The organism is Streptomyces sp. NPDC058279, assembly GCF_042881255.1.
Classification (GTDB): domain Bacteria; phylum Actinomycetota; class Actinomycetes; order Streptomycetales; family Streptomycetaceae; genus Streptomyces.
Window position 1 is genome coordinate 50,662 of the sequence record NZ_JBHVYA010000023.1, and the last position, 22,966, is coordinate 73,627.

Consider the following 22,966-nt stretch of genomic DNA (forward strand, 5'->3'; position numbering starts at 1 on the left):
TTCGCTGGAGGAAAGACCATGCGCGCATTGACCTGGCAGGGCACGCGAGACGTGCGGGTGGAGACCGTTCCGGATCCCGGCATCAAGGACCCGACGGACATCATCGTGAAGGTGACGTCCACCGGGATCTGCGGCTCCGATCTGCACCTCTACGGGGTCCTCGGGCCGTTCCTGGAACCCGGGGACATCCTCGGCCACGAGGCCATGGGCGTGGTCGAGGAAGTGGGGGCGGACGTGACGACGCTGCGCCCGGGTGACCGGGTGGTCGTCCCGTTCAACGTCTCCTGCGGCGACTGCTTCATGTGCGACCAGGGCCTGCACTCGCAGTGCGAGACCACGCAGGTGCGGGAGTACGAGAAGGGCGCCTCGCTGTTCGGCTACACGAAGCTCTACGGGCAGGTCCCGGGCGGGCAGGCGGAGTACGTGCGGGTCCCGTTCGGTGACAGGTTGCCGGTGAAGGTCCCCGAAGGACCGCCGGACGAGCGCTTCGTGTACCTGTCCGACGTGCTGCCGACCGCCTGGCAGGCGGTGCAGTACGCGGCGGTCCCGCCGGGCGGCAGCGTCGCCGTCCTCGGCCTCGGGCCGATCGGGCAGATGTCCGCGCGGATCGCCCTGCACCGGGGCGCGAAGCTGGTCGTCGGCGTGGACCTGGTGCCGGCCCGATTGGAGCGGGCGAAGGCGTTCGGGGTCCACACGCTGGACCTCAAGGAGCAGGGCAAGCACCTGGTCGAGGCGGTGCGCGACCTGACGGGCGGCCGCGGCCCGGACTCCGTCATCGACGCCGTGGGCATGGAGGCCCACGGGGCTCCGCTGGCGTCCGCCGCGCAGCGGTTCACGGGGCTGCTGCCGGACGCCATGGCCAGGCCGCTGATGGAACGGGCCGGCGTGGACCGGCTGACCGCGCTGCACACCGCGATCGACCTGGTGCGCCGGGGCGGCACGGTCTCCGTGTCCGGCGTCTACGGCGGCGCGGCCGACCCGATGCCCCTGCTGACCATGTTCGACAAGCAGATCCAGCTCCGGATGGGGCAGGCGAACGTCCGGGCCTGGGTGAACGACATCCTGCCGCTGCTGGAGGACTCCGACCCGCTGGGCGTCGAGGGCTTCGCCACCCATACCATGCCGCTCGACGAGGCACCGCGGGCCTACGCCATGTTCCAGGCCAAGGAAGACGGCATGATCAAGACCTTGTTGACGCCCTGAGCCGGCGGCCCCGGGCCGAGGGCCCTGGGTCGGCGCGGAGCCGCTCAGGGCCACCCGGCGCGGGGCCGGGCGGGCGAGGGCGAGGGCGAGGGCGAGGGGCTACGGGGCGGGCTACGGGGCGAGGGGGACGGTGCCCATGCCCGCGCCCGCGCGCAGGCCGTCGAGGAACTCCTCCACCGCCTCCACCGCGGTGTGCCGCGGCTCCCAGCCGAGTTCGGCGCGGGCCCGCGCACTGTCCAGCAGCGGCAGCCGCAGCACCGCGTCGAACAGGTCGGGGGACGCGGGTACGGCGCGCAGCCGCCAGGCGGCGGACAGCGCGGCCCGGACCGGCGCGGCCGGCATCCGCACGGTCTTGGCCTTGAAGATCTCGGCGAGGCGTGCCGCGTCCAGCGGCGGGTCGGCGGCGAGGTTGAAGGCGCCCCGGACGGGCCGGGTGACCGCGGCGACATAAGCGGCCGCCGCGTCGTCGGTGTGCAGTGCCTGCATGCGCAGTCCGGGCAGGTCGGGGACGATCGGGATGAGGCCGGGCCGGACCAGCCGGCCGGGCAGCAGCCGGCCCGCGAAGATCCGGCGCTGTTCGGAGGCGGCTTCCCGCTTGAAGAGGAAACCGGGGCGCATCCGTACCACGCGGATCTCGGGGTGGGCCGCCTCGTAGGTGTCCAGGACCCGCTCCAGGTAGGACTTCTCACGGGTGTAGGCGGCCTGCGGCCACCCGTGCGTGGGCCAGGACTCGTCCACGGCGCGGTCCTTGGGGCCCGGCGAGTACGCGCCGACCGAGGAGGCGTGGACGAGTGCGGGCACCCCGGCGGCGGCCACGGCGTCGAACACGCGGATACCGCCCAGCACGTTGGTGCGCCAGGTCTCGGCGGGATCGTGCGTGGGCTGGAACTTCCAGGCCAGGTGGACCACGGCGGCGGCGCCCTCGAAGAGCGGGACGAGATCGGCCCCGCCCGGTTCGATGGTCACGGCGCGCCAGTCGGTGCCGGCCGGCCGCCAGTCGGGGAGCCTGCGCGCGAGGCCCAGCACCGAGCCGACGGCCGGGTCGTCGAGCAGGGCCCGGACGACGCTGGTGCCGACGTTGCCGGTGGCCCCGACGACCACGACGCGCAGCCCGCCGCCCGCCGCGCCGGTCTCGGGCGAGGGTGTCGTGGTCATGCCGGTCCCCTTCCCGCGGAGAGCCCCGTCCGGGAAGAGCGGGACGTCTCGGCGGCGCGTTCGTCCGGTTCCCCGGCGAACGGACTGTCGTCGAGGCGGGCGAGCAGCTCGGCCGCGTCCGCGTACACCGCGCGGGCCCCGGCCTCCTCGAGGTCGTGGCGCGGGATGCCGCCGCACAGCAGGCCCACGCAGGCGACGTCGGCCCGGGTGGCGGCCTTCATGTCCCACACGGTGTCGCCGACGAACACCGAGGCGTGGGCGGGCGCGTCGGCGAGGTCGAGCGCGTGGTGCACCGGGTCGGGGGCCGGCTTGCCCGCGCTGACGTCGTCGGCGCTCGCGGTGGCGGTGATGGCGTCGTCGGCGCCGATAGCCCGCCGCAGCGCCTCCAGTTCGGTGCTTCCGGCCGAGGTGACCAGTACCACCCGCCATCCGCGCCCGTCGAGCGCGCGCAGCAGTTCGGCGGCGGAGTCGAAGCCGGGGAGCCGGTCGAAGTAGGTGGCGTAGAGGGTGTCGTGGGCGGCCTTCAACGCCTCGTCCCGGTCGGAATCGCGGTCGTCGCCGAGCAAGTGGGCGATCAGGTCCTCGCCGGGGAGACCGATCGCGCGGTGGACGGCATGCATCGGCACGTCGTGACCGGCCTGGCGCAGGGCTTCCCACCAGCAGGTCACGTGCAGGTGGTTGGTGTCGACGAGGGTGCCGTCGACATCGAACAAGGCGGCGCGGTTCATGCGTTTCCTCCCGAACGGCCGGCGGGGCGGCGGCTTGGGCGTCCCGGGCCTCGCGCGGCCCGGGACGCCCGGGGCTCACTTGCCCAACTTCTCCTTGAGCTCGGCCTTGTTCATGGACGAGCGGCCGTGCAGGTTCTTGCGCTTGGCCTCCGCGTAGAGCTGGTCGTACGTCGGCCCCTGCGCACCGCTGTGGGAATGCCGGCCGCCGCGCTCGGACGAGGACATGTCCTCCAGGGAGGTCTTGCTCGCCGTCTTCGACTCCCCGGCCCGCGCCCGCTCCTTGTTGACGGTGCGGGCGGCGATCTCCTTGGCCCGGTCGGGGCTCTCGCCGCGCTCCTCAGCGCTGTCCTTGATGTGCTCGTACTGCCGCTCGCGCTTCGGGCTGGATCCGGCAGGCATGGTCACTCCTTCGATCGGCTGACGGTTTTCGGCTGTTCGACTGTTCGGCTGTTCGGCCTTACGCGTGGGAGGTCCGCGCGCCGCGGGACGGCACGCCGTCGGCGCGGACCGCCGTGCGCGCGTGGGCGACGACGAAACCGCTGCGCGGCCGGGTGGGCATCCGGTGGAGCGGAATAGTCAGATCCTGCTCCGGGACATCACACTCCAGCTGCGCGAGTGCGGTGACGAGGGCCGTCAGCAGACTGACGGCGATGTCCTCGCCCGGGCAGCGGTGCCCCGTGCGGGCGTCCCCGCCGCCCTGGGGGACGAGGTCGTCGGACGGTGGTTCCCGGCCCACGAAGCGGCAGGGGTCGAAGTCGCAGGGCCGGGGCCACAGCTCGGGGTCGTGGTTGCGCCCGTACAGGTCGAGCAGGAGCAGGCTGCCCTCGGGCACGGGGGTGCCCCGCCACCGCAGGTCACGGGCGGCGAGGCCGCCCACGAAGGGGGCGAAGGGGTAGAAGCGGCGGACTTCGTGGGCGAAGGCCCGGGCGTACGTGCCGTCGTCCCCCCGGAGCCGGTCGCGGTGGACGGGGGCGCTGTGCAGGGCGTGCGCGGCGAAGACCGCGAACCAGGACAGGGCCACCGTGGGGCGGATGATGTTGAGCAGTTCCACGGCCGCGGTGCGGGGCTCCAACAGGCGTCCTTCGGCGTCGCGGTGCCAGGCCACCGCGGCCAGGGCCGAGCGGGGTCGTCCGTCGACCGGGACCGGGACGGCCGCGGCGCGCAGCTCCCTCACGGCGCGGCACAGCGCCCGCTCCTGCCGGGCCCGGGCCCGGCGGGCCTTCCAGTGCCGCGGGCCCGCGGTGGCGAAGCCGTCGACCATGGCGACGCAATCCTCGCCGACCGAGCGCGCCGCCCCTTCCGAGAGGGGGAGCCCGACCCAGTCGCAGACGGCGCCGGCGAGGACGGCGCTCACTTCGTCGAAGAGCACCACCTCGCGCCCCTGCCAGCCGGCCACGGCGCGCGGCCAGCGCGCGGTGAACCGTTCCGTGAGCGCGGCGATGCCGCCCTCGGCCATGAGGAGGGAGACGAACATGTCCTTGCGGACGCGGTGGCGTTCGCCGTCCAACGTGTGCACGGCGCCCCGGCCGAAGAGGGTGTCCAGGACGGGGCCGGGGAGCGCGCCCTCGCGCAGCACGTGCTGCTCGTCGTAGAAGAACTCCACCGCCCCGGGGCCGTCGAGGACGACCGTCCGTCGGCCCATCAGCCGGGTGACGACCGGTTCCTCTCCGGCCCGTTCCTGCAGACCGGGCAGCCAGGCGTAGCCGCGGGCCAGCAGTGAGGCGGTGCTGTCGATCACGGAAGCGAACATACGCGGCGCCTACCCGCTTCGCCGCTCGGCACTCCTGCTCCATTCGGGGTGCGCCCGGCGTGCCGGGGCCGCCGCCCGGGGTAGACGCGGGTGCGGAAGGGCCCGACGAGGGCCGTGCGGCGACGAGGAGGACGGCCATGGACGGGACGGGGCGGACGGGCGGTACCGGTGCGGGCGGCGGCATGGAGGACAAGGCCCAGCGGCCCGGGATCGGCCGTGAGGAGCAGGTGGGCGAGGCTCCCGGGCAGGAGGGCCGCACGCGCGGCCGGAGCAAGGAGGAGTCGACGCGTCGACGGCCCGGGGAGCCCCTCGCCCCGGAGGACGAGCACACGGACGACGGCGGTGCGGGCGACCGGTAGGCCGCGGGGTGGAAAACCGCCGGCGCGGGCGGCCGAACGGGTTTCGGCGCGCCGTGACCGGCAAGGCGGACCGTATGAACGCGAAGCGATCCGAGGCATACGCGGCGCACGGCGGGCCCGGGGCGCCGACGCCCACCGGCACCGGCACCGGCAGCCGCACGGCCAGTGACTCCCCGGCGCGGCACATCGTCGAGCCGGACGGCCCCGAGCTGGTGGAAGGACCCGTGGAGCGGCCCCGGCGGGACGGTTCCACGGCCCGCTCGGAGCGCCCGGTGGTAGCCGTGTGCACGTGTCGGCGGAGCCGGATCTACCCCTGGTGCGACACCAGCCACCGCGCGCGCACCCGTGACGGCGAGGCCGCGGACGGGCTTCGGCGGGAAGGAGAGCGGTCATGAGTGGCTCCCCCTCGTCGAGCCGGGTCGTGGTCGTCACCGGGGCCAGTGGCGGCGTCGGACGCGCGGTCGTCCGGGCGTTCGCGGCCCGCGGCGACCGTCTCGCACTGATCGCCCGCGGCGGGGCCGGCCTCGAAGGGGCCGTCCGGGACGCCGAGGAACTCGGCGCCAAGGCCCTCGCGATCGAGACGGACGTCGCCGACCCGGCAGCGGTGGAAGCCGCCGCACAACGCGCCGAGGACGAGTTCGGCCCGCTCGACGTCTGGGTCAACGTCGCCTTCACCTCGGTGTTCGCGCCGTTCACCGAGATCGACCCGGAGGAGTTCCGCCGGGTCACCGAGGTCACCTACCTCGGCTACGTGTACGGGACCCACGCGGCGCTGCGCCGGATGCTCCCGCGCGACCGCGGCACCCTGGTCCACGCCGGTTCCGCGCTGGCCTACCGGGGCATTCCGCTGCAGAGCGCGTACTGCGGCGCCAAGCACGCCATCCAGGGCTGGCACGAGGCGCTGCGGTGCGAACTGCTCGCCTCGGGCACCCGGGTCCGCACCACGATGGTGCAGCTCCCGGCCCTGGACACCCCGCAGTTCGACTGGGTGCTGTCCCGGCTGCCGAGGCGGGCACAACCCGTGCCGCCGATCTACCGCCCGGAGCTCGCCGCCCGCGCCATCGTGTACGCCGCCGACCATCCTCGGCGGCGGGAGTTCTGGGTCGGCGGCAGCACCGCGGCGACCCTGATGGCCAACGCGGTCGTGCCCGGTCTGCTCGACCGCTACCTGGCCCGTACGGGCTTCGATTCCCAGCAGACGGACACCCCGCGCGGGGACGACGAGCCGGCGAACCTGTGGGAACCGGCCGACACCCGGCGGGACTTCGGGGCGCACGGCAGGTTCGACGCGTCGGCGCACCCGCGCAGCTTCCAGTGGTGGGCGACCCGCCACCGGGGCGCCCTCGCGGCGGCGACGCTGTGCGGGGCGGGGGCCGCCGGCTTCGCCTGGGCCCGGCGCGCCGGCGGCTGAGCCGGCCGCCGCGGGCCGCCCGGCCGCTCGGCGGCCCGACCGTCCCTCGTACGGGTGCCTCAGGCCAGGGGGAGCCGGACGCGGATGTTCTTGCCGCCGTCCGGGAGCATCGTCACCAACACCTGATCCGCCAGCAGGCACACCAGTTGCCAGCCGAAGCCGCCCTCCGACATGGCGCTGTGCGAGGGGGCCGTGCGGGGCACGTCGTCGCCGGCGTCGCCCACGGTGAGGGTCATACCGTCCCGGCCGAGTTCGGCGTCGAATCCGGTGAGGCCGCCGCCGTGGCGAAAGGCGTTGGTGACCAGTTCGGAGGTCACGAGGAGGATGTCGGCCCGGGCGGTGCCGCCGACCGGTGACCCGACCGTGTCGGGGGCCGCGTCCAGCAGGGCCGCCACGATGGAGCGTGCTTCAGCCGCGTCGGACGGCACTCGCCGTTCCGTCCGGCGTTGCGCGTGCTCCCCTGCCGTCACACCGTTCCACCCGCTTCTCGTCGTCCATCGTCGCTTCCCCACTCCGTGTGCCCCTTCGCCCCGGCCCCCATACCCCGCCCGCGGCCGTAGGTCGGCCGGGCACTGCGCGAGGCCCTGATCATGGAAAGCGATCCGGCCGGACATCGCGACGGCGCCGGACGGCGAGGCGTGCCGGGCAGTCCCCGGCAAAGGCAAGCGGTGCCTATCGGGACCGACCCTCGATGTGTGACGTCCGCCCCCGGTCAGTCGCAGGGGTGCGTTCCGCGGCGGGCGCTGCGGATGCCGTGCGCGCGCTGTTCGAGGGCGCGGACGTAGACGGCGCGCCGCAGGCACGACAGGGCCTCGTCGTCCGCGGGTGGCGGCGGGCCGACCGTGGGAGCCAGCCGCGGCAGGGCCGGGAGAACCGCGATCCGCTCGGCGATCACGGCGATGGGGACGGCGTGGTCGGAACCGTAGGCGCCGGCCAGTCGGAGCAGTCCGGCGCCCGCGCCGGCGGCGCTGGGTCCGTGCTCGATGTCCAGCACGATCGCCACATGGATGCGCATGGGCTTCCGCACGGCGCACATGGCGGGCTCCCCGGGGTGAGTCGGGTAGCAGCCCAGAGCCGCAGCAGGCACTGTCTTCCGGCACCCGGCGGCTTGCCGGATGCGGCCCAGTGTCCAAAGCCGCGACGGCGCGTGCATACGCACCCGTGTACGGCCCGCGTTCCAGCGGGTCCCCGTAGCCTCGAATCGACGGAACCAGGCTGATCGGTCCCTCTCAGCGTCCCACCCGGGGCGCCCCTGACCAGGGGTGCGGGTTCCGGCGGTCTCGGGCCGGGCGCCGGGCGGGTCAAAACGGGCGGGCGGGCCCGATGATGGAAAGGTGCCGTACGCGTTCTGGATCGGGATCCGGCGGCAGGGGACCACCCTGCTGGTGACCCCGCACGGCGCGATCGACCACCGGGCGGAGCCGGAACTCGCCCGGGTCCCGGCCGTGCTGCCGGTCGACGGTCGCATGGTCGTCCTGGACATGCGGGGCGTCCCGTTCATGGACCTGACCGGCCTGCACTTCCTGGTGCGCCTGCACCGCCGCGTCCAGGAGAACGGACAGCAGCTCACGGCGCTGGGATGGCAGTCCCAGCCCCGGCGGCTGCTGAACACCGTTCTGGAGCGCGACCACGCCGTGGACGAGGACGCGGCGGCCCGCACGCCCGCCGCCCGCCACTTGCGCCGGGCACTGCGGGAGCGGGCCGCGTCCCAGCGGGAGCGGGGGCGCGAACGGGTCCACGGCCCCCGCGCGCCGGAGGCGACCCCCGAGGTGCGTCGCTGGCTGCCCGCGTCCCTGGAGGACCTGCTGCGCGAGGGGTCCGGCCGGGTCGGGTGACCCGGGCGCGGCACCCACCGCCTCCTGGTCGGGTCGGCCCACCGCCTCCTGGTCGGGTCGTGCGCGCGCCGGTCAGGTGGTGAGGAGACGGTTGAAGAAGGAGCGGTAGCGCTGGAGCGCGATCCGCAGGTCCTCCGTCACGACTTCCTCGCCCTTGCTCCACTGGCCTTCCAGCTCCTCCTTGTGCGAGGCGAACGTACCGGCCAGCGTCTGCATCACCTCGGCGACCAGGGTGTCCGCGGACCTGACCGCCTCCTGCGGGTCGTCGACGAAGCGGCCCTGTATCTCGCCCCACCTCCTGCGGAACTCCTCCGCGTCGGGGCCGGCGAGCAACGGTTCGTTGCCGGTGTCGCCCTCCGTGCCCGTGCCGTTCCGGTTGCCTGCCGCCGTCGTCCCCGCCGCCGTCGTGTCCGCCGCCGTCGCGGTGGTGTCGTCCTGCCGCAGGTCGTCCGGGGCCGCGCCCTGCGCGTCCGCGTCCTCTCCGGTGTCCTGTCCGGGTTCCTCTCCCGCGTAGTCCTCGCGAACGCCTGCGTCTTCGTTACGGTCGCCGGTCGCCTCGCCCGGGTAGACGGCGGTGTTCCGCTCGTCGCCTCCCGGATGCGCGAGGCTCTCCGTGGTCAGACCGCCCTCGTCGGGCCGGCCGACCGTCTCGTCGCGGTCCTGCATGTCAACGGCCTCCTTGGTCGCCGAGCAGCTCCTGGAACAGGGCGCGGTAGTGCACCATCGCCCCGCGGAGCTCCTCCGTCGTCGCCTGTCCTTCGCTGCTGCGCGCGTTGACCGTGTGGGCAGAGCGGTAGTGCTCCAGCGTGCTCGCGTGCTCGACCGAGAGGTCGCGCACCTGGTCGCCGAACCCGTTGGTGGGGTAGCCGCGTTCCCGCATGAGCCGGGTCACCAGGTCGTCCGCCTCGGCCACGGCCCCTTCGGGGCGGTCGACGAAGTGCTCCTGGACCCCCTGCCACTCCTCGGCGTACTGGGTCCGGCGGGCGGGGGGCAGTTCCTTGATGTCCAGCTTGTCGTGCCGCTGCTCGCGAGCGCGCAGTTCGCGCTCGGCGGCCAGCCGGCCGCCCTCGTCCTCGACCGTGCGGTCGTACTCGGGACCGAACCGCTCCCGCAGGTGCCGTCGGCGCGAGACGAACCAGAACCCGGCCGCGATGGCGATCACCACCACCACGGCAACGATGATCGCGATGAGCGTGCTTGTCGACATTGGGGGCCTCCACTCGGGGCCGTGCTCTCATCGGTGTCGTCATTGGCGCGTGCCCGCCCGCGGGTGTCGCAAACCCGCCGCGCGGCTCCGCCGGGGCGTCTTTCCCCGCCCGGTCGGTCACCGGTCGGTCGCCGGGTCCGGTCCGGCAGCCGCCCTGCGCCGACGGTCCACCCGGCCGGGCGGTTTTCGGGCGGTTCGCGGCGGGCAGGCGCCGGCACAGACGGACCGTCGCGGCAGCGGAGGTGACCATGCCCGTCTTCGTCGGGACGTCCGGGTGGCAGTACCGGGACTGGGCCGGGACCTTCTATCCGCCCGGCGTGCCCCAGCGCCTGTGGCTGGAGGAGTACGGGCGCCGCTTCGGCACGGTCGAGAACAACAACGCCTTCTACCGGCTGCCCTCACCGGAGACCTTCGCGGCCTGGCGCGCACGGACCCCGGAGGGCTTCGTCATGGCCGTCAAGGCCAGCCGTTTCCTGACCCACATCAAACGCCTGCGCGACCCGGAGGAGCCGGTGCGGCGGCTGATGACGCACAGCGCCGGCCTCGGACCCCGGCTCGGGCCCGTGCTCCTGCAACTGCCGCCCACCCTGCGGGCGGACGCGCGGACCTTGGACGCCTGCCTCGCCTGCTTCCCGTCCGGTGTCCGGGTGGCGGTGGAGCCGCGGCACGAGTCGTGGTGGACGGAGGAGATCCGGTCGGTGCTGGTCGAGCGGGGTGCCGCGCTGTGCTGGGCGGACCGGCATTCGCGGCCGGTGACCCCGCTGTGGCGGACCGCCGACTGGGGGTACGTACGGTTTCACGAGGGCCGGGCGCGGCCGTGGCCGCGGTACGGGCCCGGCGCGCTGCGTTCCTGGGCCGGGCGGATCGCGGAGACCTGGACCGCGCCGGCGGACGTCTTCGCCTACTTCAACAACGACCCGGGCGGGGCGGCCGTCAGGGACGCCGAGGCGTTCCGGCGGATGGTGGCCGCGGCGGCCGTCCCCGCCTGAGCCGCTCGGGCCGTCCCCGCCCGGGCAGTGGGCGTCGGCGGTTCACCCGTCCGCTCCCGCCGGACGGGCGGACGCGCGGCCGCAACGGTGGTTTCGGCCCGCGGAGCGTCCGGCACCTGCGAGGCTGGCGCCATGGTGCTGACGACCTCCCCTCCCACCACCGGCCAGGAGCGGCGTCAGCGGGTACGCCGCAGGCCGGGCCCGCAGAGCGCGGCCGCCGCGGTCGCGGCGGCGGTGTCGATGGGGGCCTACTGCCTGGCGATGGCCGTGCACGGCACGTACCCCTTCGGCGGGCGCTCGCGAGCGGTCAACGACCTGGGCAACCAGTTCGTGCCGTTCCACGCCCACCTGTGGGACCTGATGCGCGGGGGGACCGAGGGGGATCTCTTCTTCAACTGGGGCAGCGGCTACGGGGTCCCGTTCCTCGCCGACTTCTTCACGTATCTGATGAATCCGTTCTCCTGGCTCGTCGCACTGTTCCCACGCGACCGGGTCGAGCTGCCGGTGTTCCTCGTGACGCTGCTGAGCATCGGCCTGGCGACCGCCCTGATGACGGTCTGGCTGGGCCGGTTGCGGCCGGGCCCGCCGTGGCCGCGCGCGGCCCTGGCGGTGGGTTACGGCGTCAGCGCGTGGACGGTGTCGAACGGTTTCGCGGACCCCATGTGGATGTGGGGGCTGGTGGCGTTCCCGCTGACGGGCTTCGCGTACGACTGGTGCCTGCGCCGCCGGCGCTGGGTGTCGGGGACACTGCTCGTCGCCGCGTGCTGGGCCGGCAACTTCTACACCGCCGCGATGGCCACCCTCGGGATGGGGCTGGTGCTGCTGGTCAGGCTGCTGCTCGACGGGCGGCCACGGCCCGTTCGACGCCGGGTCCTGCTGCGGGCCGCGTCGATGACGGCGGTCGGCGTCGCGCTGGTCGCCCCGGTGCTGACGGTCACCTTCCCGGCCTCCCGGGCGTCACAGCCGGGCCCCGAGGTCCACTACGCAGGGCCGCCCGCGCTCCACGACTACCTCGCCCACCTGCTGCCGGGCGGCTTCCACGCGAGCGCGCCGCAGATCTCGGCGGGCATGCTGCCGCTGGTGCTCGTCCTCGCGTATCCGTTCGTCCGCCGGGTGCCGGGCAGGGAGCGGGCCGCCTGGTGCGCGCTGCTCGTCCTGGTGGCGGCGTCGTACGTCTGGACGCCGACGATCCTGCTCTGGCACGGCCTCGCACTGCCCAACGGGGGCCCCTACCGGGCCTCGTTCACCCTCACCGGGATGCTGGTGGCCGTGGCGTGGTCGGCGCTGGCCGCCAGGCCGCGTCCCCGGGAGCTGCTGGCGGGGGTCGGGGTGCTGGGCGTACTGCTGGTCGTGGCGGGGTACAGCGCGTACGTCACCGCCGCCACCTGGATCCTGACCGTGGTGGGGGGTGCGGCGGTCCTGGCCCTGCTGGTCGTGGCGGCGCGGCGTCGTGGTCGTCGGGTGCGCGTCGTCGTGACGGGGGCGCTGATCGGCACGGTCTTCGTCTCGACGGTGTTCACGGTGCTGTCGGTGACCGAGCAGCGGGACCGGGACGAGTGGTGGCGGCCGAAGCGGACGCTGGACGCGCAATCCCTGACGGCGCGGCGGGCGGTGCAGGCGCGCAACCGTTGGCCGGACCTGCGCAGCGAGCCCGGCCCGCACGAGTTCGCCGACAACGACCCGCTGTTGCTGGGCGGCCAGGGCGGCTCGTACTACAGCAGCTACCTGCCCGCCCGGACCGCGCAGACCCTGCGCGGGCTGGGCGCGGGGTGGTACATGGCGGGCCGGCACACGGTCGGCTTCGAGGACCCGGTCGGCCGGGCGGTCATGGGGGTGGGCGGCTACCTGGACCACGGCGGCGCGGGCGGGTTCACCGCGCGGTCGGCCGACGCGGCTCCGGTGGTCACCTTGCGGGACGGCGCCCCGCCGGCCGCGGCGGACACCGTCTTCGCCCGACAGGAGCAGGTGCTGGGGGCGCGGGTCTACACGGTGCCCGACGCCCGGCCGGTGGGCGGCGCGGCGGCCGGCGCGCGGCCCGACGGGTCGTGGCGGCTGTCCCGGGGAGCCCGGAGCGCGTTCGCCTTCACCTGTGCCCCGGGGACCTCGGCGTTCGCGTACGTGCCCTGGTTCTCCGGCACCCTGGCCGCGCTCGGCACCACCGAGCGGCTGTCCGGCGGGTATCCCATGACGAACAACGGGCTGGTGGCGCTCGGTACCGTCCCGGACGGCGGTGAGGTGGTGCTGACGCTGACCGGCGACCGGGCCCAGGACGTCCCGCGCTCCCCCGTGGGCTGCCTGGACCGGGACGGACTCGGTGCGGCGGTGGCGCGCCTGAGGTCGTCGGCGCCGACCCGGGTGACGGCGGGCGGTCACACGCTCGCAGCGGTGTTCCCGGCGCGGTCCGCCTCCGGCACCGCCGTCGTGGCCGTTCCCGCCGTGCGGGGCTGGCGGTGTTCCGTGGACGGGGCGGACGCGAAGGCCCCCGGCACGCTCGACGGCCTGATCGCGGTGCCGTTGGGGCCGGGCGCGTCCCGGATCGCCTGCGCCTACCGCACGGCCGGTCTGTCGGCCGGCCTGGGGGTGGGCGGGGTGGCCCTGGCCGGGCTGCTCGCCGTGGTCTCGGTGTCCTGCGCACCGCCGGGCAGCAGACGCCGCGCGGTGTGGTCGGGTGCGGTCCGGCGGCTGCGTCGGCCGCGGCTGCGGCTGCGGCTGCGGCTGCGGCTCAGGACACGTTGACGGGGGCGGCGGCCTCCATCGCCCCGAGCCGCCGCAGGGAGGCGCGTCGCTGGACGACCGAGAGCGCCGCGACCGCCGCGCCGAGCGCGATCCATCCCGCCGGTCCGGCCGACATCACGGCGCCGGTCAACAGCAGTGGCCCGGCCGACTTCTGTACGGACTGGGACATCCCCGCGACGCCCAGGTAGGCCGCCCTGGACCGGGCCGGGGCGAGGGAGACCGCCAGCTCCCAGGAACTCACCGACCGCATCAGCTCCGCCGCCGTGGCGAGCACCGCCGCGGCGAGGAGAGCGACGGAGGCGGTCCAGGCCCCGGCCCCGGTGGACAGGGCGAGCAGTACGCAGCAGGCGGACAGGGTGGCCCCGTAGCCGGCCACCGCGCCCGCGGCCTGGCGCGGCTGCCCGACCTTCGCCGACACCCGCAGTTGGAGCACCACGACGAGCACCGTGTTGATCACGAGGAAGGCCGGGACGAGTGCGTGCGGCGCGTCGGTGCGGGTGATCAGCCACAGCGGCAGCCCGACGGAGAGGATCGAGTCGTCCAGGTTCATCGGGATGTCCAGCAGCACGAACCGCAGGTAGCCGCGGTCGCGCCAGGGGTTCGCCGCGGCCGGCGGCAGCCGGGCGGGCTCGCCGGTCCGCGCCGCGACCCGCCCGGGCTCGCGCGGCTCGCGCGTGCGCCGGACCAGGAGGGCGGCCGCGAGGAAGGAGAGGGCATTGGCCAGGATCAGGGCCTGGTACGCCTCGCGGCTGCCGATGGCGAGCCCGATCGCCGCGGCGCCCGCCCCGAGCGCGTAACCCGCGTTGGCCGAGCTGCGGGCGAGGGCCTGGTAGGTGGCGCGCCGGTCGCCCGCGACGCGGGTCGCGAAGAGCATCTCCAGGGTCTTGGCGGCCCGGTCGCCCAGGCTGGTGAGGGCCACGACCGCCAGGAGCACCTCGTACCGCGTGACGACGAGCAGCGCGCCCAGCGTGCCCAGGCGCAGGAGGTGGGCGGCGATCAGCAGCCGGCGGACGGGGAACCGCCCCGCGAGGTGGCCGGCGAGCGGGGAGCCGGCGATCCCGGCCACCCCGGCGGCGCCGAGCAGGACGCCCACCTGCCGGGCGTCCAGTCCGACGACGAAGGTGAAGTAGAGGACGCTCGCGGCGGCCCACACGCCCGTTCCCGACCGGTCCAGGAACTGCGCGAGGAGCATGATCCGCGCGTCCCGGCCGCCGGGTGGCCTGCGGAGCTGCCCCAGCAGGCCCGCCGGTCGGTCCTTCCGGGTCCTCGTACCGCCCCGCATCCCATGTCTCCGTTCCCCCGAAACCATGTATCTCGATGTCGAGATACATGAGGAGCCTGCCCGATGAGAATCTTGACGTCAAGATATTTCCGAGGTTCGGGAGGCTTGATGCGGGCGACCGCCACGCCGAGGGCCGCCGACAGTGCTACAACTGGGGACGTGACCGATCCTTGCCACCCGTGCCGGGGACGTCGGTGCGGTCACTGAGCAGAAATCGCCCTCGAAGCGTCGCCCGACAGGTATTCGTCCTCCAGGTGGCGATCGTGGTGCTGCTCGCGGCCGGTGCGGTCCTGGCCCTGGTGCTCCAGTCGCGGCACGACATCGACCGCGAGGCGCGCACCCGTTCCGTCGCCGTCGCCCAGAGCTTCGCGCACTCGCTCGGACTCCGGCAGGCGCTGGGCTCCCCCGATCCCTCCAAGATCCTCCAGCCCGTCACCGAGGCCACCCGCAAGGCGGCGGGGGTCGACTTCATCGTGGTGATGGACACCCACGGCATCCGCTACACCCACCCGCTGCCCGACCGCATCGGCAAACGGTTCGTCGGCACCATCGGTCCGTCCCTGGCGGGTCACGTCCACACCGAGAGCGTGAACGGGCCCCTCGGCAAGGAGATCCAGGCCGTGGTGCCGGTCTTCGGCCCGGACCACAAGGTGGTGGGTCTGGTGTCGGCCGGTCTCACCGTCAAGAACGTCACCGGCGTCGTGGACCGGCAGCTCCCCGTCATCCTGGGCGCCAGCGCGGTGGGCCTCGCCCTGGCCACCGTCGGGTCGGCGCTGATCAGCCGGCGCCTACGGCGCCAGACCCACGGCCTCGGCCCGCTCGAAATGACCCGGATGTACGAACACCACGACGCGGTGCTGCACGCGGTGCGCGAGGGCGTACTGATCACCGACGGGACCGGGAGGCTGCTGCTCGCCAACGACGAGGCCGTGCGACTGCTGCGGCTGCCGCCGGACGCCGAGGGCCGGCTCGTCGGGGAGTTGCCCGGGCTCGACCGGCAACTGGTCGAACTCCTGCGCTCCGGCCGGGAGGCCACCGACGAGATGCACGAGGCCGGGGACCGCCTGCTCGTGATCAACCAGCGCCCGACCCGGCTGCGCGGCCGGTCCGAGGGAACCTCGGTGACCATCAGGGACTCCACCGAGATGCAAGTCCTCAGCACCCGCGCCGACGCGGCCCGCAGACGGCTCAAGCTGCTGTACGACGCCGGTGTGGGGGTCGGGACCACCCTGGACGTGGAGCGCACGGCCCAGGAGCTGGCCGATGTCGCCGTCCCGCGCTTCGCGGACTTCGTCACCATCGACCTGGCCGAGCCCGTGCTGCACGGCGACGAACCCACCTCCACGTCGGACCTGCGGCGCACCGCCGTCAGCGGCATCCGCGACGACTTGCCGCTCTACCAGCGCGGCATCCTGATCGACTTCCTGCCCTCCACCCCCCAGGCCCGCGGCCTCGACAGCGGCCGGGGCGAGGTGGTCACCGACCTCTCCGACGCCCCCGGCTGGTACGCCCAGGACCCGCCCCGGGCCCAGGCCATCATCGACTACGGCATCCACTCGCTGATCACCGCTCCGCTCAAGGCCCGCGGCGTGGTGCTCGGGGTGGTCAACTTCTGGCGCTCGCGCAAGCCGGAGCCCTTCGACGAGGAGGACCTGTCGCTGGCGGAGGAACTCGTCGCCAGGGCCGGCATCACCATCGACAACGCGCGCCGCTACACGCGCGAACACGCGCTCGCCGTGACCCTCCAGCACAGCCTGCTGCCCCGCGACCTGCCGGAGCAGAACGCGGTCGACGTGGCGCACTACTACCTGCCCGCGCAGTCCGGGGTCGGCGGCGACTGGTTCGACGTGATCCCGCTGCCCGGCAGCCGGGTCGCGCTCGTGGTCGGGGACGTCGTCGGACACGGTCTGCACGCCGCCGCCACCATGGGCCGATTGCGCACCGCCGTGCTCAACTTCTCCTCCCTCGACCTGCCGCCCGACGAACTCCTCGCCCGGCTCGACGACCTCGTCCAGTACATCGACCAGAGCACGGACGGCTCGGGCGGCGGCCCCGACAGCGCCGGCCTGCTCGGCGCCACCTGCCTGTACGCGGTGTACGACGCGGTCACCCAGCGGTGCACGATCGCCCGGGCCGGACACGTCCCGCCGTTCGTCGTGCGTCCCGACGGCCGGGTCGAGATGCCGGAGCTGCCGCCCGGCGCCCCCCTGGGGCTGGGCGGGTTCCCGTTCGAGTCGGCCGAGCTGGACCTGAGCGAAGGCACCCAGTTGGTGCTCTACACGGACGGGCTGATCGAGGACCGGGGCAGGGACATCGAGGAGGGACTCGACTTGGTCCGCGCGGCGCTCGGACACGCCGACCGGGAACCGGAGGAGACCTGCCGGGCCCTGCTCAAGGCGATGCTGCCGGTACGCCCCCGCGACGACGTGGCCGTGCTGGTGGCGCGGGCGACGGCGCTCGGCGCGGACCGCATCGCCGAATGGGAGGTGCCGTTCGAGCCGAGCGCGGTCGGCGAGATGCGGGCCCTGGCGGTCGCGAAGCTGGAGGAGTGGGGGCTGTCGGAGCTCGCCTTCGGCACCGAGCTGGTGCTGAGCGAACTCGTCACCAACGCGATCCGGCACGGCGTCGCCCCCGTACGCCTGCGCCTGCTGCACGACCGGGTGCTGACCTGCGAGGTCTTCGACAGCAGCAGCACCTCGCCCCACCTGCGCTACGCCGCCACGACGGACGAGGGCGGCCGTGGGCTCTTCCTCGTCGCGCAGATCAGCCGGCGGTGGGGGGTCAGGTACACCCCGGAGGGCGGGAAGGTCATCTGGTCCGAGCAGCAACTGCCGGACGCCGCCGGCCCCTGACGCTCATTTCGGGCCCTTGGGGGTCGGGTACACCCGGGACTGCTTGACGCTGCCGTACGCGAAGCTCGACTCGATGGACGCGATGCCGGGGATGGCGTGGATGCGGTCGCGCACGAGGGCCTCGTACGCCTGGAGGCTCTCGATGACGACGCGCAACAGGTAGTCGCTGCTGCCGGCCATCAGGTAGCAGTCCTGGATGTGCTCGATAACGGCGACGTGCTCCTCGAAGAGCCGGACCGCCTCCCCCGTGTGCCGCTCCAGCCGTATCCGCACGAACACGGTGATCGGGAGTCCGAAGCCGACCTGGTCGACCATCGCGGTGTAGCCGCGGATGAGACCGGCCTCCTCCAACCGGCGCACCCGGCGCAGACAGGGCGACGGGGAGAGCCGTACCCGGTCGGCGAGGTCCTGGTTGGACAGCCGGCCGTCGGCCTGCAATTCGCGAATGATCTGGAGATCGACCGCGTCCATCGGCACTCCTTGGCAGATTCTGCCCCCACGGTAGGCGCGGAGGGCAGAACTGGCAATCGGCTGCCCCGGCAAAAGCCATAGCGTTGCCTCGTGGCCGGATCCGGCCCTTCCAGGCTGGAGGAACCTCCTTGGCAACGACGGAACGTCGCCCCGCGACCGCGCCGCCGCAGGGCGCGCACGCACCCGTCCGGCGGGTCTCGCCCCAGGCGCGCGGGATGCTGGCGCTGGCCGCGACGGTGGCGATCTGGGCCGCCTTCGCGCTCAGCGCGCGGGCCCTGAGCACCTCGTCCCTGTTGCCCGCCGACGCGGCGCTGCTGCGCTTCGGGGTGCCCGTCGTGGCCTTGGCGCCGGCGCTCTGGCGCAGGCGTCGGAACATCGTGGCCGTCCGGCCCGCCACCGCGGCGAAGATCGTCTGTGGCGCGGGCGTGCCCTTCTTCCTGGCCGCGATGTACGGCGGCTCCCTGACCTCCGCGGCGTTCGTGGGCTCGCTGATACCGGGGATGGTCCCGCTGTTCGTCTCCGCGCTCATGGTGGCCGGCGGGCGCGGTGCGCCGCGCGGCACCCAGGCGGCGGGGCTCGCGCTGATCGCGGCGGGGGTCCTCGCCCTCGTGTGGCGCTACGTGGTGCCGGTGGACACGGACGTGCTCGCGGGAGCCGGGGTGCTGCTGCTGGCCAGCGGGCTGTGGGCGCTCTACACCGTGGGGCTGAGGGAGGTCGCGCTCGATCCGGTCGGGTCGATCGGGCTGCTGTGCGTGCCGTCGTTCGCCGTGATGGCGCTGTTGGTGCTGACCGGGGTACTGCCCACCGGTCTGGCGTCGGCGTCGGCCGGCGACATCGTCTTGTTCCTGGTGGTGCAGGGTCTCGGGGTCGGGCTGTGCGCGGGTCTGCTGTACGCGTTCGCCATCCGGCGCCTGGGCGCCGAGCGCAGCTCGGTGTTCGGCAGCCTCAGCCCGGTCGCCGTCGTACTGCTCGCCGTTCCGCTGCTGCACGAGTCGCCGACGGTGAGCGTGCTCGTCGGCGTGCCCGTGATCACCGCGGGCGTGGTCCTCGCCAACCGACGCCCGACCACCGCCGCGTCAGCCGCCGCGACCACCGCCGCGTCCGCCGTCCCGGGTGCCGGCGCGCCCGAGTCGGTCCCCGCCGCCCCGCCGGCGTCCGTGTCCGCCCCCGCCACGCCGAGGTTGCCGTAATGCTTGAGCTCCTCCTCCCGCCGCCCGTGGACCCCCTGTGGGACCTCACCGAGGCGTTCGGCGCCGACACCCGGCCCGAGCGGCTGAATCTCGTGCTGGGCGTGTACCGCGACGAGAGCGGTGGCACGCCGGTCATGGCGGCCGTCCGCGAAGCCGAGATACGTCTGGCGGAACGTTCCGCCTCCAAGGAGTACCGGGGGCTGTCCGGGAACCTCGCCTTCAACCGCGCGATGCTGTCGATGGTCCTCGGCCCGGACGGCCCGGTCGAGCGGGCCGTGGCGGTCCAGACGGTGGCCGGCAGTGGCGCCCTGCGCCTGCTGGCGGACCTGATCTGCCGGACCCGTCCGGGCACGACGGTGTGGATCAGCGATCCCGCCTACGTCAACCACCGGCCCATCCTGGAGGCGGCGGGCCTCACGGTGCGCACGTACGGCCGGCCGGACGGGGACGGCATGCTGCGGGACCTGGCCGGGGCGCGCCGCGACGACGTGGTGCTGCTCCAGGGGTGCTGCCACAACCCGACCGGTGTCGATCCGACTCCCGACGCCTGGGAGGCGCTGGCCGCGCTGGCCGCGCGCGACGGCTGGGTGCCGTTCGTCGACCTCGCCTACCACGGGCTCGGCGACGGCCTCGAAGCGGACCTCGCGGCGACGCGGATGCTGGCGGACCGGGTCCCGGAGATGCTGCTCGCCATCAGCTGTTCGAAGAACTTCGGCCTTTACAGCGACCGCACCGGCTGCGCCGTCGTCCTCGGAGCGTCCCGCGCCTCGCTCCGGCACGCGGAGACGGCCCTGCAGAACGCGGCCCGCACCCAGTACTCGATGCCGCCGGAGCACGGCGCGGCGGTCGTCACGACCATCTGGGAGGACGCGGACCTCCAGGCGTCCTGGCGCTCCGAGCTGGACGCCATGCGGCAGCGGATCGCGGCCAACCGGACGGCCCTGGTGGAGGAGCTGGTCGCGCTCGGCCGGGGCGCCGAGGCGGCCTCGCTCGCCGGGCAGAAGGGGATGTTCTCGATGCTGCCGCTGTCACCCGAACAGATGCTGCGGCTGCGCCGGAGGTACGCCGTCTACGGGACGACCGCGGGCCGGGTGAACATCGCCGGGATCGGGCGGGACCGGGTCCCCTGCCTCGCGCGGGGCATCGCCGGGGTCCTGGAGGACCGGCGCGCGACCCTGGCGCTGTAGGGCCCTGTCGTCACGGTGCTCCCGCCCCGGCGCGGTGGCCCTCGCCCCTTCGGCCGTCATCCCACCGGGTGCGCAGCGGATGCCCGCCGGCGCGGGAGGAGCCAGGCTGCGGTGACGGGCAAGCCATCACCGCACAGACGAGGACCGAGCCATGTCCCACCTCCGGCGCATCGGCGTCATCACCGGGGCGGCCCTGCTGCTCACGGCCACGGCCACCGCCTGCTCCGCGGGCAGGACCACCGTCGGCAGCCTCAGCTTCCGCGCCCAGGACGGCCCGGTCGAGGTCAGCTACCTGAACACCTCGGTCGAGGGCTGTCACACGATCGGCCTGCCGCGCGGCGCGGCGCACGTGGACAACAACACCCTGGTCGACGTCATCCTGTACCGGACGCCGAAGTGTCAGCGGTTCGGCGATGCGGACGGGGTCTACATCCCGATGTCCAGCTCGAACGTGACCGCGCCCGGCAGCTTGCCGTGGCGCAGCTTCAGCGTCGTCCACTGAGCGGCCGCGGGGCGAAACCGTCCGTACGCGCGAAAGCGGGGCGAGGGACGGGGCGGCGGGCCTCCCTCTCGGAAGCGTCGCCACCGGTCGCTCGCCCCGCTTCGGCGGGACGGCCGACGGGCCGCCGGCGGTCGGGCCGCCGGGGCCGTGCGCGGTCAGACCGCGGGTGCCGGGTAGGTCGGGTACTCCACGCCGGAGACGTGCTGGACGACGCGGATGACCTGGCACGAGTAGCCGAACTCGTTGTCGTACCAGAGGTAGAGGATGGCGTTGTCGCCGTCGACCTTGGTGGCGCCCGCGTCGACGATCGAGGAGTGCCGCGAGCCGACGAAGTCCATGGAGACGGCGTCGGGTGCGGTGGTGAAGTCGATCTGGCGCTTCAGCGGCGAGTGCAGCGACACGTCGCGGAGGTAGTCCAGGACCTCTTCGCGGGTGGTCTCGCGGCCCAGGCGCAGGCTCAGGATGGCGATCGAGACGTCCGGGACGGGGACGCGGATCGAGCTGCCGGTGATCGGCGCCTTCAGGTCGGGCAGCGCCTTGGCGACGGCGGAGGCGGCGCCGGTCTCGGTGATGACCATGTTCAGCGGCGCGGAGCGACCGCGGCGGTCCGCCTTGTGGTAGTTGTCCAGCAGGTTCTGGTCGTTGGTGAACGAGTGGACGGTCTCCACGTGGCCGCGCAGCACGCCGTACTCGTCGTCCATGGCCTTCAGCGGCGGGACGATCGCATTGGTGGTGCAGGAGGCGCAGGACAGGATCTGCTCGTCCGGCTTGATCGTGTCGTGGTTGACGCCGTGCACGATGTTCGGGACGTCGCCCTTGCCCGGGGCGGTCAGGACGACCTTGTCGATACCGGGGCGCAGGTGCTTGGAGAGGCCCTCGCGGTCGCGCCACTTGCCGGTGTTGTCGATCAGGATGGCGTCCTTGATGCCGTACGCCGTGTAGTCGACCTCGGACGGGTCGTTGGCGTAGATCACCTTGATCGTGTTGCCGTTGGCGACGATCGTGCTGTTCGCCTCGTCGACGGTGATCGTGCCCTGGAACTGCCCGTGGATGGAGTCGCGGCGCAGCAGCGAGGCGCGCTTGACGAGATCCTGCTCACCGCCGCCGCGGACGACGATGGCACGCAGCCGCAGGCCGTTGCCGGAGCCGGCCTTCTCGATCAGCAGGCGGGCGACGAGGCGACCGATGCGGCCGAAGCCGTACAGGACGACGTCGCGCCCCGCGCCACGCTCGATCTTGTTCGCACCGGTGGCGCCGGCCACGGCCTCGGCGGTGAACGCGTCGACCGACAGGCCGCGGTCGTCGGCCTTGTACGTGGCGGCCAGCATGCCGATGTCGATCTGGGAGGGGCCGAGATCGAGCGCGGAAAGGGCCTGGAGGAACGGAAGCGTCTCGGTGACCGAGAGCTCCTCGCCGTCGATCTGCCGGGCGAAGCGGTGGGTCTTGAGGATGCTGACCACCGACTTGTTCACCAAGGAGCGGCTGTGGAGGAGGACGGTGACGTCCTGCTCCCGGTGCAGCTTCCCGATGATCGGGATCATCGACTCCGCGATCTCCTCGCGGTTCTTCCAGTGGGTGAACGAGTCGTCGTTGACAGTCACAGGTTTATCTTTCGAGCTAGGCGGCGCTCAGATGCTAACGCACCACCCGTTCGGGCCTTCGAACGGGTGCCCCCGAGCGACTCCTCCATGGGTCGTTTCGTGTTGGTTGGTCCGCATCTCAGCGGGCCGGGCCGGCGTAGTAGCGGCGGCAGGCCCGGAGCATGCCCTCCGCGGAGAGGGTGAAGACGTCGACGAACTCCCGCTGCTGGGGGGCGACCCGACCCATCGCCACCACGCAGTCCCCGTCGGCGACGATCCTCGTGATGTGGTGGCGGGCGCCGATCGCGGGGCGCTCCAGTTCGGCGACGCCGAGCAGGCCCGCGTGCAGGAGCGAGCCGTAGCCGTCGAGGTCGCCCGAGTCGAGGTAGTGGTAGGCCAGGCGTACGTGGTCGACTCCGGAGTCGGTGACCACGGGGCTCGGCGGCACCCGCCCGGCGTGCCGACTGTTCATCTGGGAAGTCCTTTCGACCTGCCGCACCCGTCCGGTGGCGGCAAGTACACCGTGCGC

At 73.7% G+C, this 22,966-nt stretch carries 23 protein-coding genes; 11 read left to right on the forward strand and 12 right to left on the reverse strand.

Features of this window, described 5'->3' with window-relative positions; translation table 11 throughout:
* Positions 1-18: 18 nt before the first annotated feature.
* Positions 19-1,203 (forward strand): zinc-dependent alcohol dehydrogenase, encoded by a 1,185-nt coding sequence (locus ACFVXJ_RS28865; RefSeq protein ID WP_389666120.1) that lies wholly within the window; start codon positions 19-21, stop codon positions 1,201-1,203.
* 111 nt (positions 1,204-1,314) lie between these two features.
* Here ACFVXJ_RS28865 and ACFVXJ_RS28870 read toward each other — a convergent pair whose 3' ends face one another.
* The 4 genes from ACFVXJ_RS28870 to ACFVXJ_RS28885 all read right to left on the reverse strand — a co-directional run bounded on the left by ACFVXJ_RS28870 (position 1,315) and on the right by ACFVXJ_RS28885 (position 4,824).
* Positions 1,315-2,358, reverse strand: a complete 1,044-nt coding sequence (locus ACFVXJ_RS28870) for an NAD-dependent epimerase/dehydratase family protein (RefSeq protein ID WP_389666121.1) — start codon at positions 2,356-2,358, stop codon at positions 1,315-1,317.
* Positions 2,355-3,086 carry an HAD family hydrolase gene (locus ACFVXJ_RS28875; RefSeq protein WP_389666123.1) on the reverse strand — a complete coding sequence of 244 codons (732 nt, stop codon included), beginning with the start codon at positions 3,084-3,086 and terminating at the stop codon, positions 2,355-2,357. Before ACFVXJ_RS28875 ends, ACFVXJ_RS28870 begins: the two co-directional genes overlap by 4 nt.
* A gap of 75 nt (positions 3,087-3,161) precedes the next feature.
* Positions 3,162-3,485, reverse strand: a complete 324-nt coding sequence (locus tag ACFVXJ_RS28880) for a plasmid stabilization protein (RefSeq protein ID WP_389666125.1) — start codon at positions 3,483-3,485, stop codon at positions 3,162-3,164.
* Positions 3,486-3,543: 58 nt separating this feature from the next.
* Complete coding sequence (locus ACFVXJ_RS28885) at positions 3,544-4,824, reverse strand: cytochrome P450 (protein WP_389666127.1); 1,281 nt, start codon at positions 4,822-4,824, stop codon at positions 3,544-3,546.
* A gap of 149 nt (positions 4,825-4,973) precedes the next feature.
* Between ACFVXJ_RS28885 and ACFVXJ_RS28890 the strand changes: the two genes are divergently transcribed.
* From ACFVXJ_RS28890 to ACFVXJ_RS28900, 3 genes are all read left to right on the forward strand, one after another.
* A complete protein-coding gene (locus ACFVXJ_RS28890; RefSeq protein ID WP_389666128.1) occupies positions 4,974-5,195 on the forward strand; it encodes a hypothetical protein in 222 nt (73 codons plus the stop codon).
* A gap of 74 nt (positions 5,196-5,269) precedes the next feature.
* Positions 5,270-5,590, forward strand: a complete 321-nt coding sequence (locus tag ACFVXJ_RS28895; protein ID WP_389666130.1) for a CDGSH iron-sulfur domain-containing protein — start codon at positions 5,270-5,272, stop codon at positions 5,588-5,590.
* Positions 5,587-6,606: an SDR family oxidoreductase gene (locus ACFVXJ_RS28900; protein ID WP_389666131.1), complete on the forward strand. Its 1,020-nt coding sequence runs from the start codon at positions 5,587-5,589 to the stop codon at positions 6,604-6,606. Before ACFVXJ_RS28895 ends, ACFVXJ_RS28900 begins: the two co-directional genes overlap by 4 nt.
* Before the next feature lie 59 nt (positions 6,607-6,665).
* Here ACFVXJ_RS28900 and ACFVXJ_RS28905 read toward each other — a convergent pair whose 3' ends face one another.
* Entirely contained in the window at positions 6,666-7,034 is a 369-nt protein-coding gene (locus ACFVXJ_RS28905; protein WP_389666133.1) for an ATP-binding protein, read from the reverse strand.
* A gap of 284 nt (positions 7,035-7,318) precedes the next feature.
* Positions 7,319-7,642: a hypothetical protein gene (locus ACFVXJ_RS28910; RefSeq protein WP_389666135.1), complete on the reverse strand. Its 324-nt coding sequence runs from the start codon at positions 7,640-7,642 to the stop codon at positions 7,319-7,321.
* A gap of 298 nt (positions 7,643-7,940) precedes the next feature.
* Between ACFVXJ_RS28910 and ACFVXJ_RS28915 the strand changes: the two genes are divergently transcribed.
* Positions 7,941-8,441, forward strand: coding sequence for an STAS domain-containing protein (locus tag ACFVXJ_RS28915; protein ID WP_389666136.1), 501 nt, complete (start codon positions 7,941-7,943; stop codon positions 8,439-8,441).
* 72 nt (positions 8,442-8,513) lie between these two features.
* Here the strand turns inward: ACFVXJ_RS28915 and ACFVXJ_RS28920 are convergent, their stop codons facing one another.
* The gene (locus tag ACFVXJ_RS28920; protein ID WP_389666138.1) at positions 8,514-9,107 is read right to left on the reverse strand and encodes a hypothetical protein; all 594 of its coding nucleotides are present in this window, start codon (positions 9,105-9,107) and stop codon (positions 8,514-8,516) included.
* Position 9,108: 1 nt separating this feature from the next.
* Positions 9,109-9,648, reverse strand: a complete 540-nt coding sequence (locus ACFVXJ_RS28925) for a hypothetical protein (protein WP_389666140.1) — start codon at positions 9,646-9,648, stop codon at positions 9,109-9,111.
* A gap of 248 nt (positions 9,649-9,896) precedes the next feature.
* Between ACFVXJ_RS28925 and ACFVXJ_RS28930 the strand changes: the two genes are divergently transcribed.
* The gene (locus ACFVXJ_RS28930) at positions 9,897-10,637 is read left to right on the forward strand and encodes a DUF72 domain-containing protein (RefSeq protein ID WP_389666142.1); all 741 of its coding nucleotides are present in this window, start codon (positions 9,897-9,899) and stop codon (positions 10,635-10,637) included.
* Positions 10,638-10,769: 132 nt separating this feature from the next.
* Entirely contained in the window at positions 10,770-13,373 is a 2,604-nt protein-coding gene (locus ACFVXJ_RS28935) for a YfhO family protein (RefSeq protein ID WP_389666144.1), read from the forward strand.
* Here ACFVXJ_RS28935 and ACFVXJ_RS28940 read toward each other — a convergent pair.
* Positions 13,360-14,655 (reverse strand): MFS transporter, encoded by a 1,296-nt coding sequence (locus ACFVXJ_RS28940; RefSeq protein WP_389666146.1) that lies wholly within the window; start codon positions 14,653-14,655, stop codon positions 13,360-13,362. The genes ACFVXJ_RS28935 and ACFVXJ_RS28940 overlap by 14 nt on opposite strands.
* A 254-nt stretch (positions 14,656-14,909) precedes the next feature.
* Here ACFVXJ_RS28940 and ACFVXJ_RS28945 point away from each other — a divergent pair, with 254 nt between their 5' ends.
* A complete protein-coding gene (locus ACFVXJ_RS28945) occupies positions 14,910-17,507 on the forward strand; it encodes a SpoIIE family protein phosphatase (RefSeq protein WP_389666148.1) in 2,598 nt (865 codons plus the stop codon).
* A gap of 3 nt (positions 17,508-17,510) precedes the next feature.
* Here the strand turns inward: ACFVXJ_RS28945 and ACFVXJ_RS28950 are convergent, their stop codons facing one another.
* The gene (locus ACFVXJ_RS28950; RefSeq protein WP_361307443.1) at positions 17,511-17,978 is read right to left on the reverse strand and encodes an Lrp/AsnC family transcriptional regulator; all 468 of its coding nucleotides are present in this window, start codon (positions 17,976-17,978) and stop codon (positions 17,511-17,513) included.
* A 128-nt stretch (positions 17,979-18,106) separates the two neighbouring features.
* On the opposite strand from ACFVXJ_RS28950, the gene ACFVXJ_RS28955 reads away from it, so the two are divergent.
* From ACFVXJ_RS28955 to ACFVXJ_RS28965, 3 genes are all read left to right on the forward strand, one after another.
* A complete protein-coding gene (locus ACFVXJ_RS28955; RefSeq protein ID WP_389666149.1) occupies positions 18,107-19,168 on the forward strand; it encodes a DMT family transporter in 1,062 nt (353 codons plus the stop codon).
* Positions 19,168-20,355 (forward strand): aromatic amino acid transaminase, encoded by a 1,188-nt coding sequence (locus ACFVXJ_RS28960; RefSeq protein WP_389666150.1) that lies wholly within the window; start codon positions 19,168-19,170, stop codon positions 20,353-20,355. Before ACFVXJ_RS28955 ends, ACFVXJ_RS28960 begins: the two co-directional genes overlap by 1 nt.
* A gap of 151 nt (positions 20,356-20,506) precedes the next feature.
* Positions 20,507-20,857 carry a hypothetical protein gene (locus ACFVXJ_RS28965; protein ID WP_389666152.1) on the forward strand — a complete coding sequence of 117 codons (351 nt, stop codon included), beginning with the start codon at positions 20,507-20,509 and terminating at the stop codon, positions 20,855-20,857.
* 155 nt (positions 20,858-21,012) lie between these two features.
* Here ACFVXJ_RS28965 and ACFVXJ_RS28970 read toward each other — a convergent pair whose 3' ends face one another.
* Together ACFVXJ_RS28970 and ACFVXJ_RS28975 are read right to left on the reverse strand one after the other, a co-directional pair.
* On the reverse strand, positions 21,013-22,458 hold the full coding sequence (locus tag ACFVXJ_RS28970; protein WP_389666154.1) for a glyceraldehyde-3-phosphate dehydrogenase: 1,446 nt from the start codon (positions 22,456-22,458) through the stop codon (positions 21,013-21,015).
* A gap of 118 nt (positions 22,459-22,576) precedes the next feature.
* The gene (locus tag ACFVXJ_RS28975) at positions 22,577-22,909 is read right to left on the reverse strand and encodes a nuclear transport factor 2 family protein (protein WP_389666155.1); all 333 of its coding nucleotides are present in this window, start codon (positions 22,907-22,909) and stop codon (positions 22,577-22,579) included.
* Positions 22,910-22,966 lie beyond the last annotated feature (57 nt).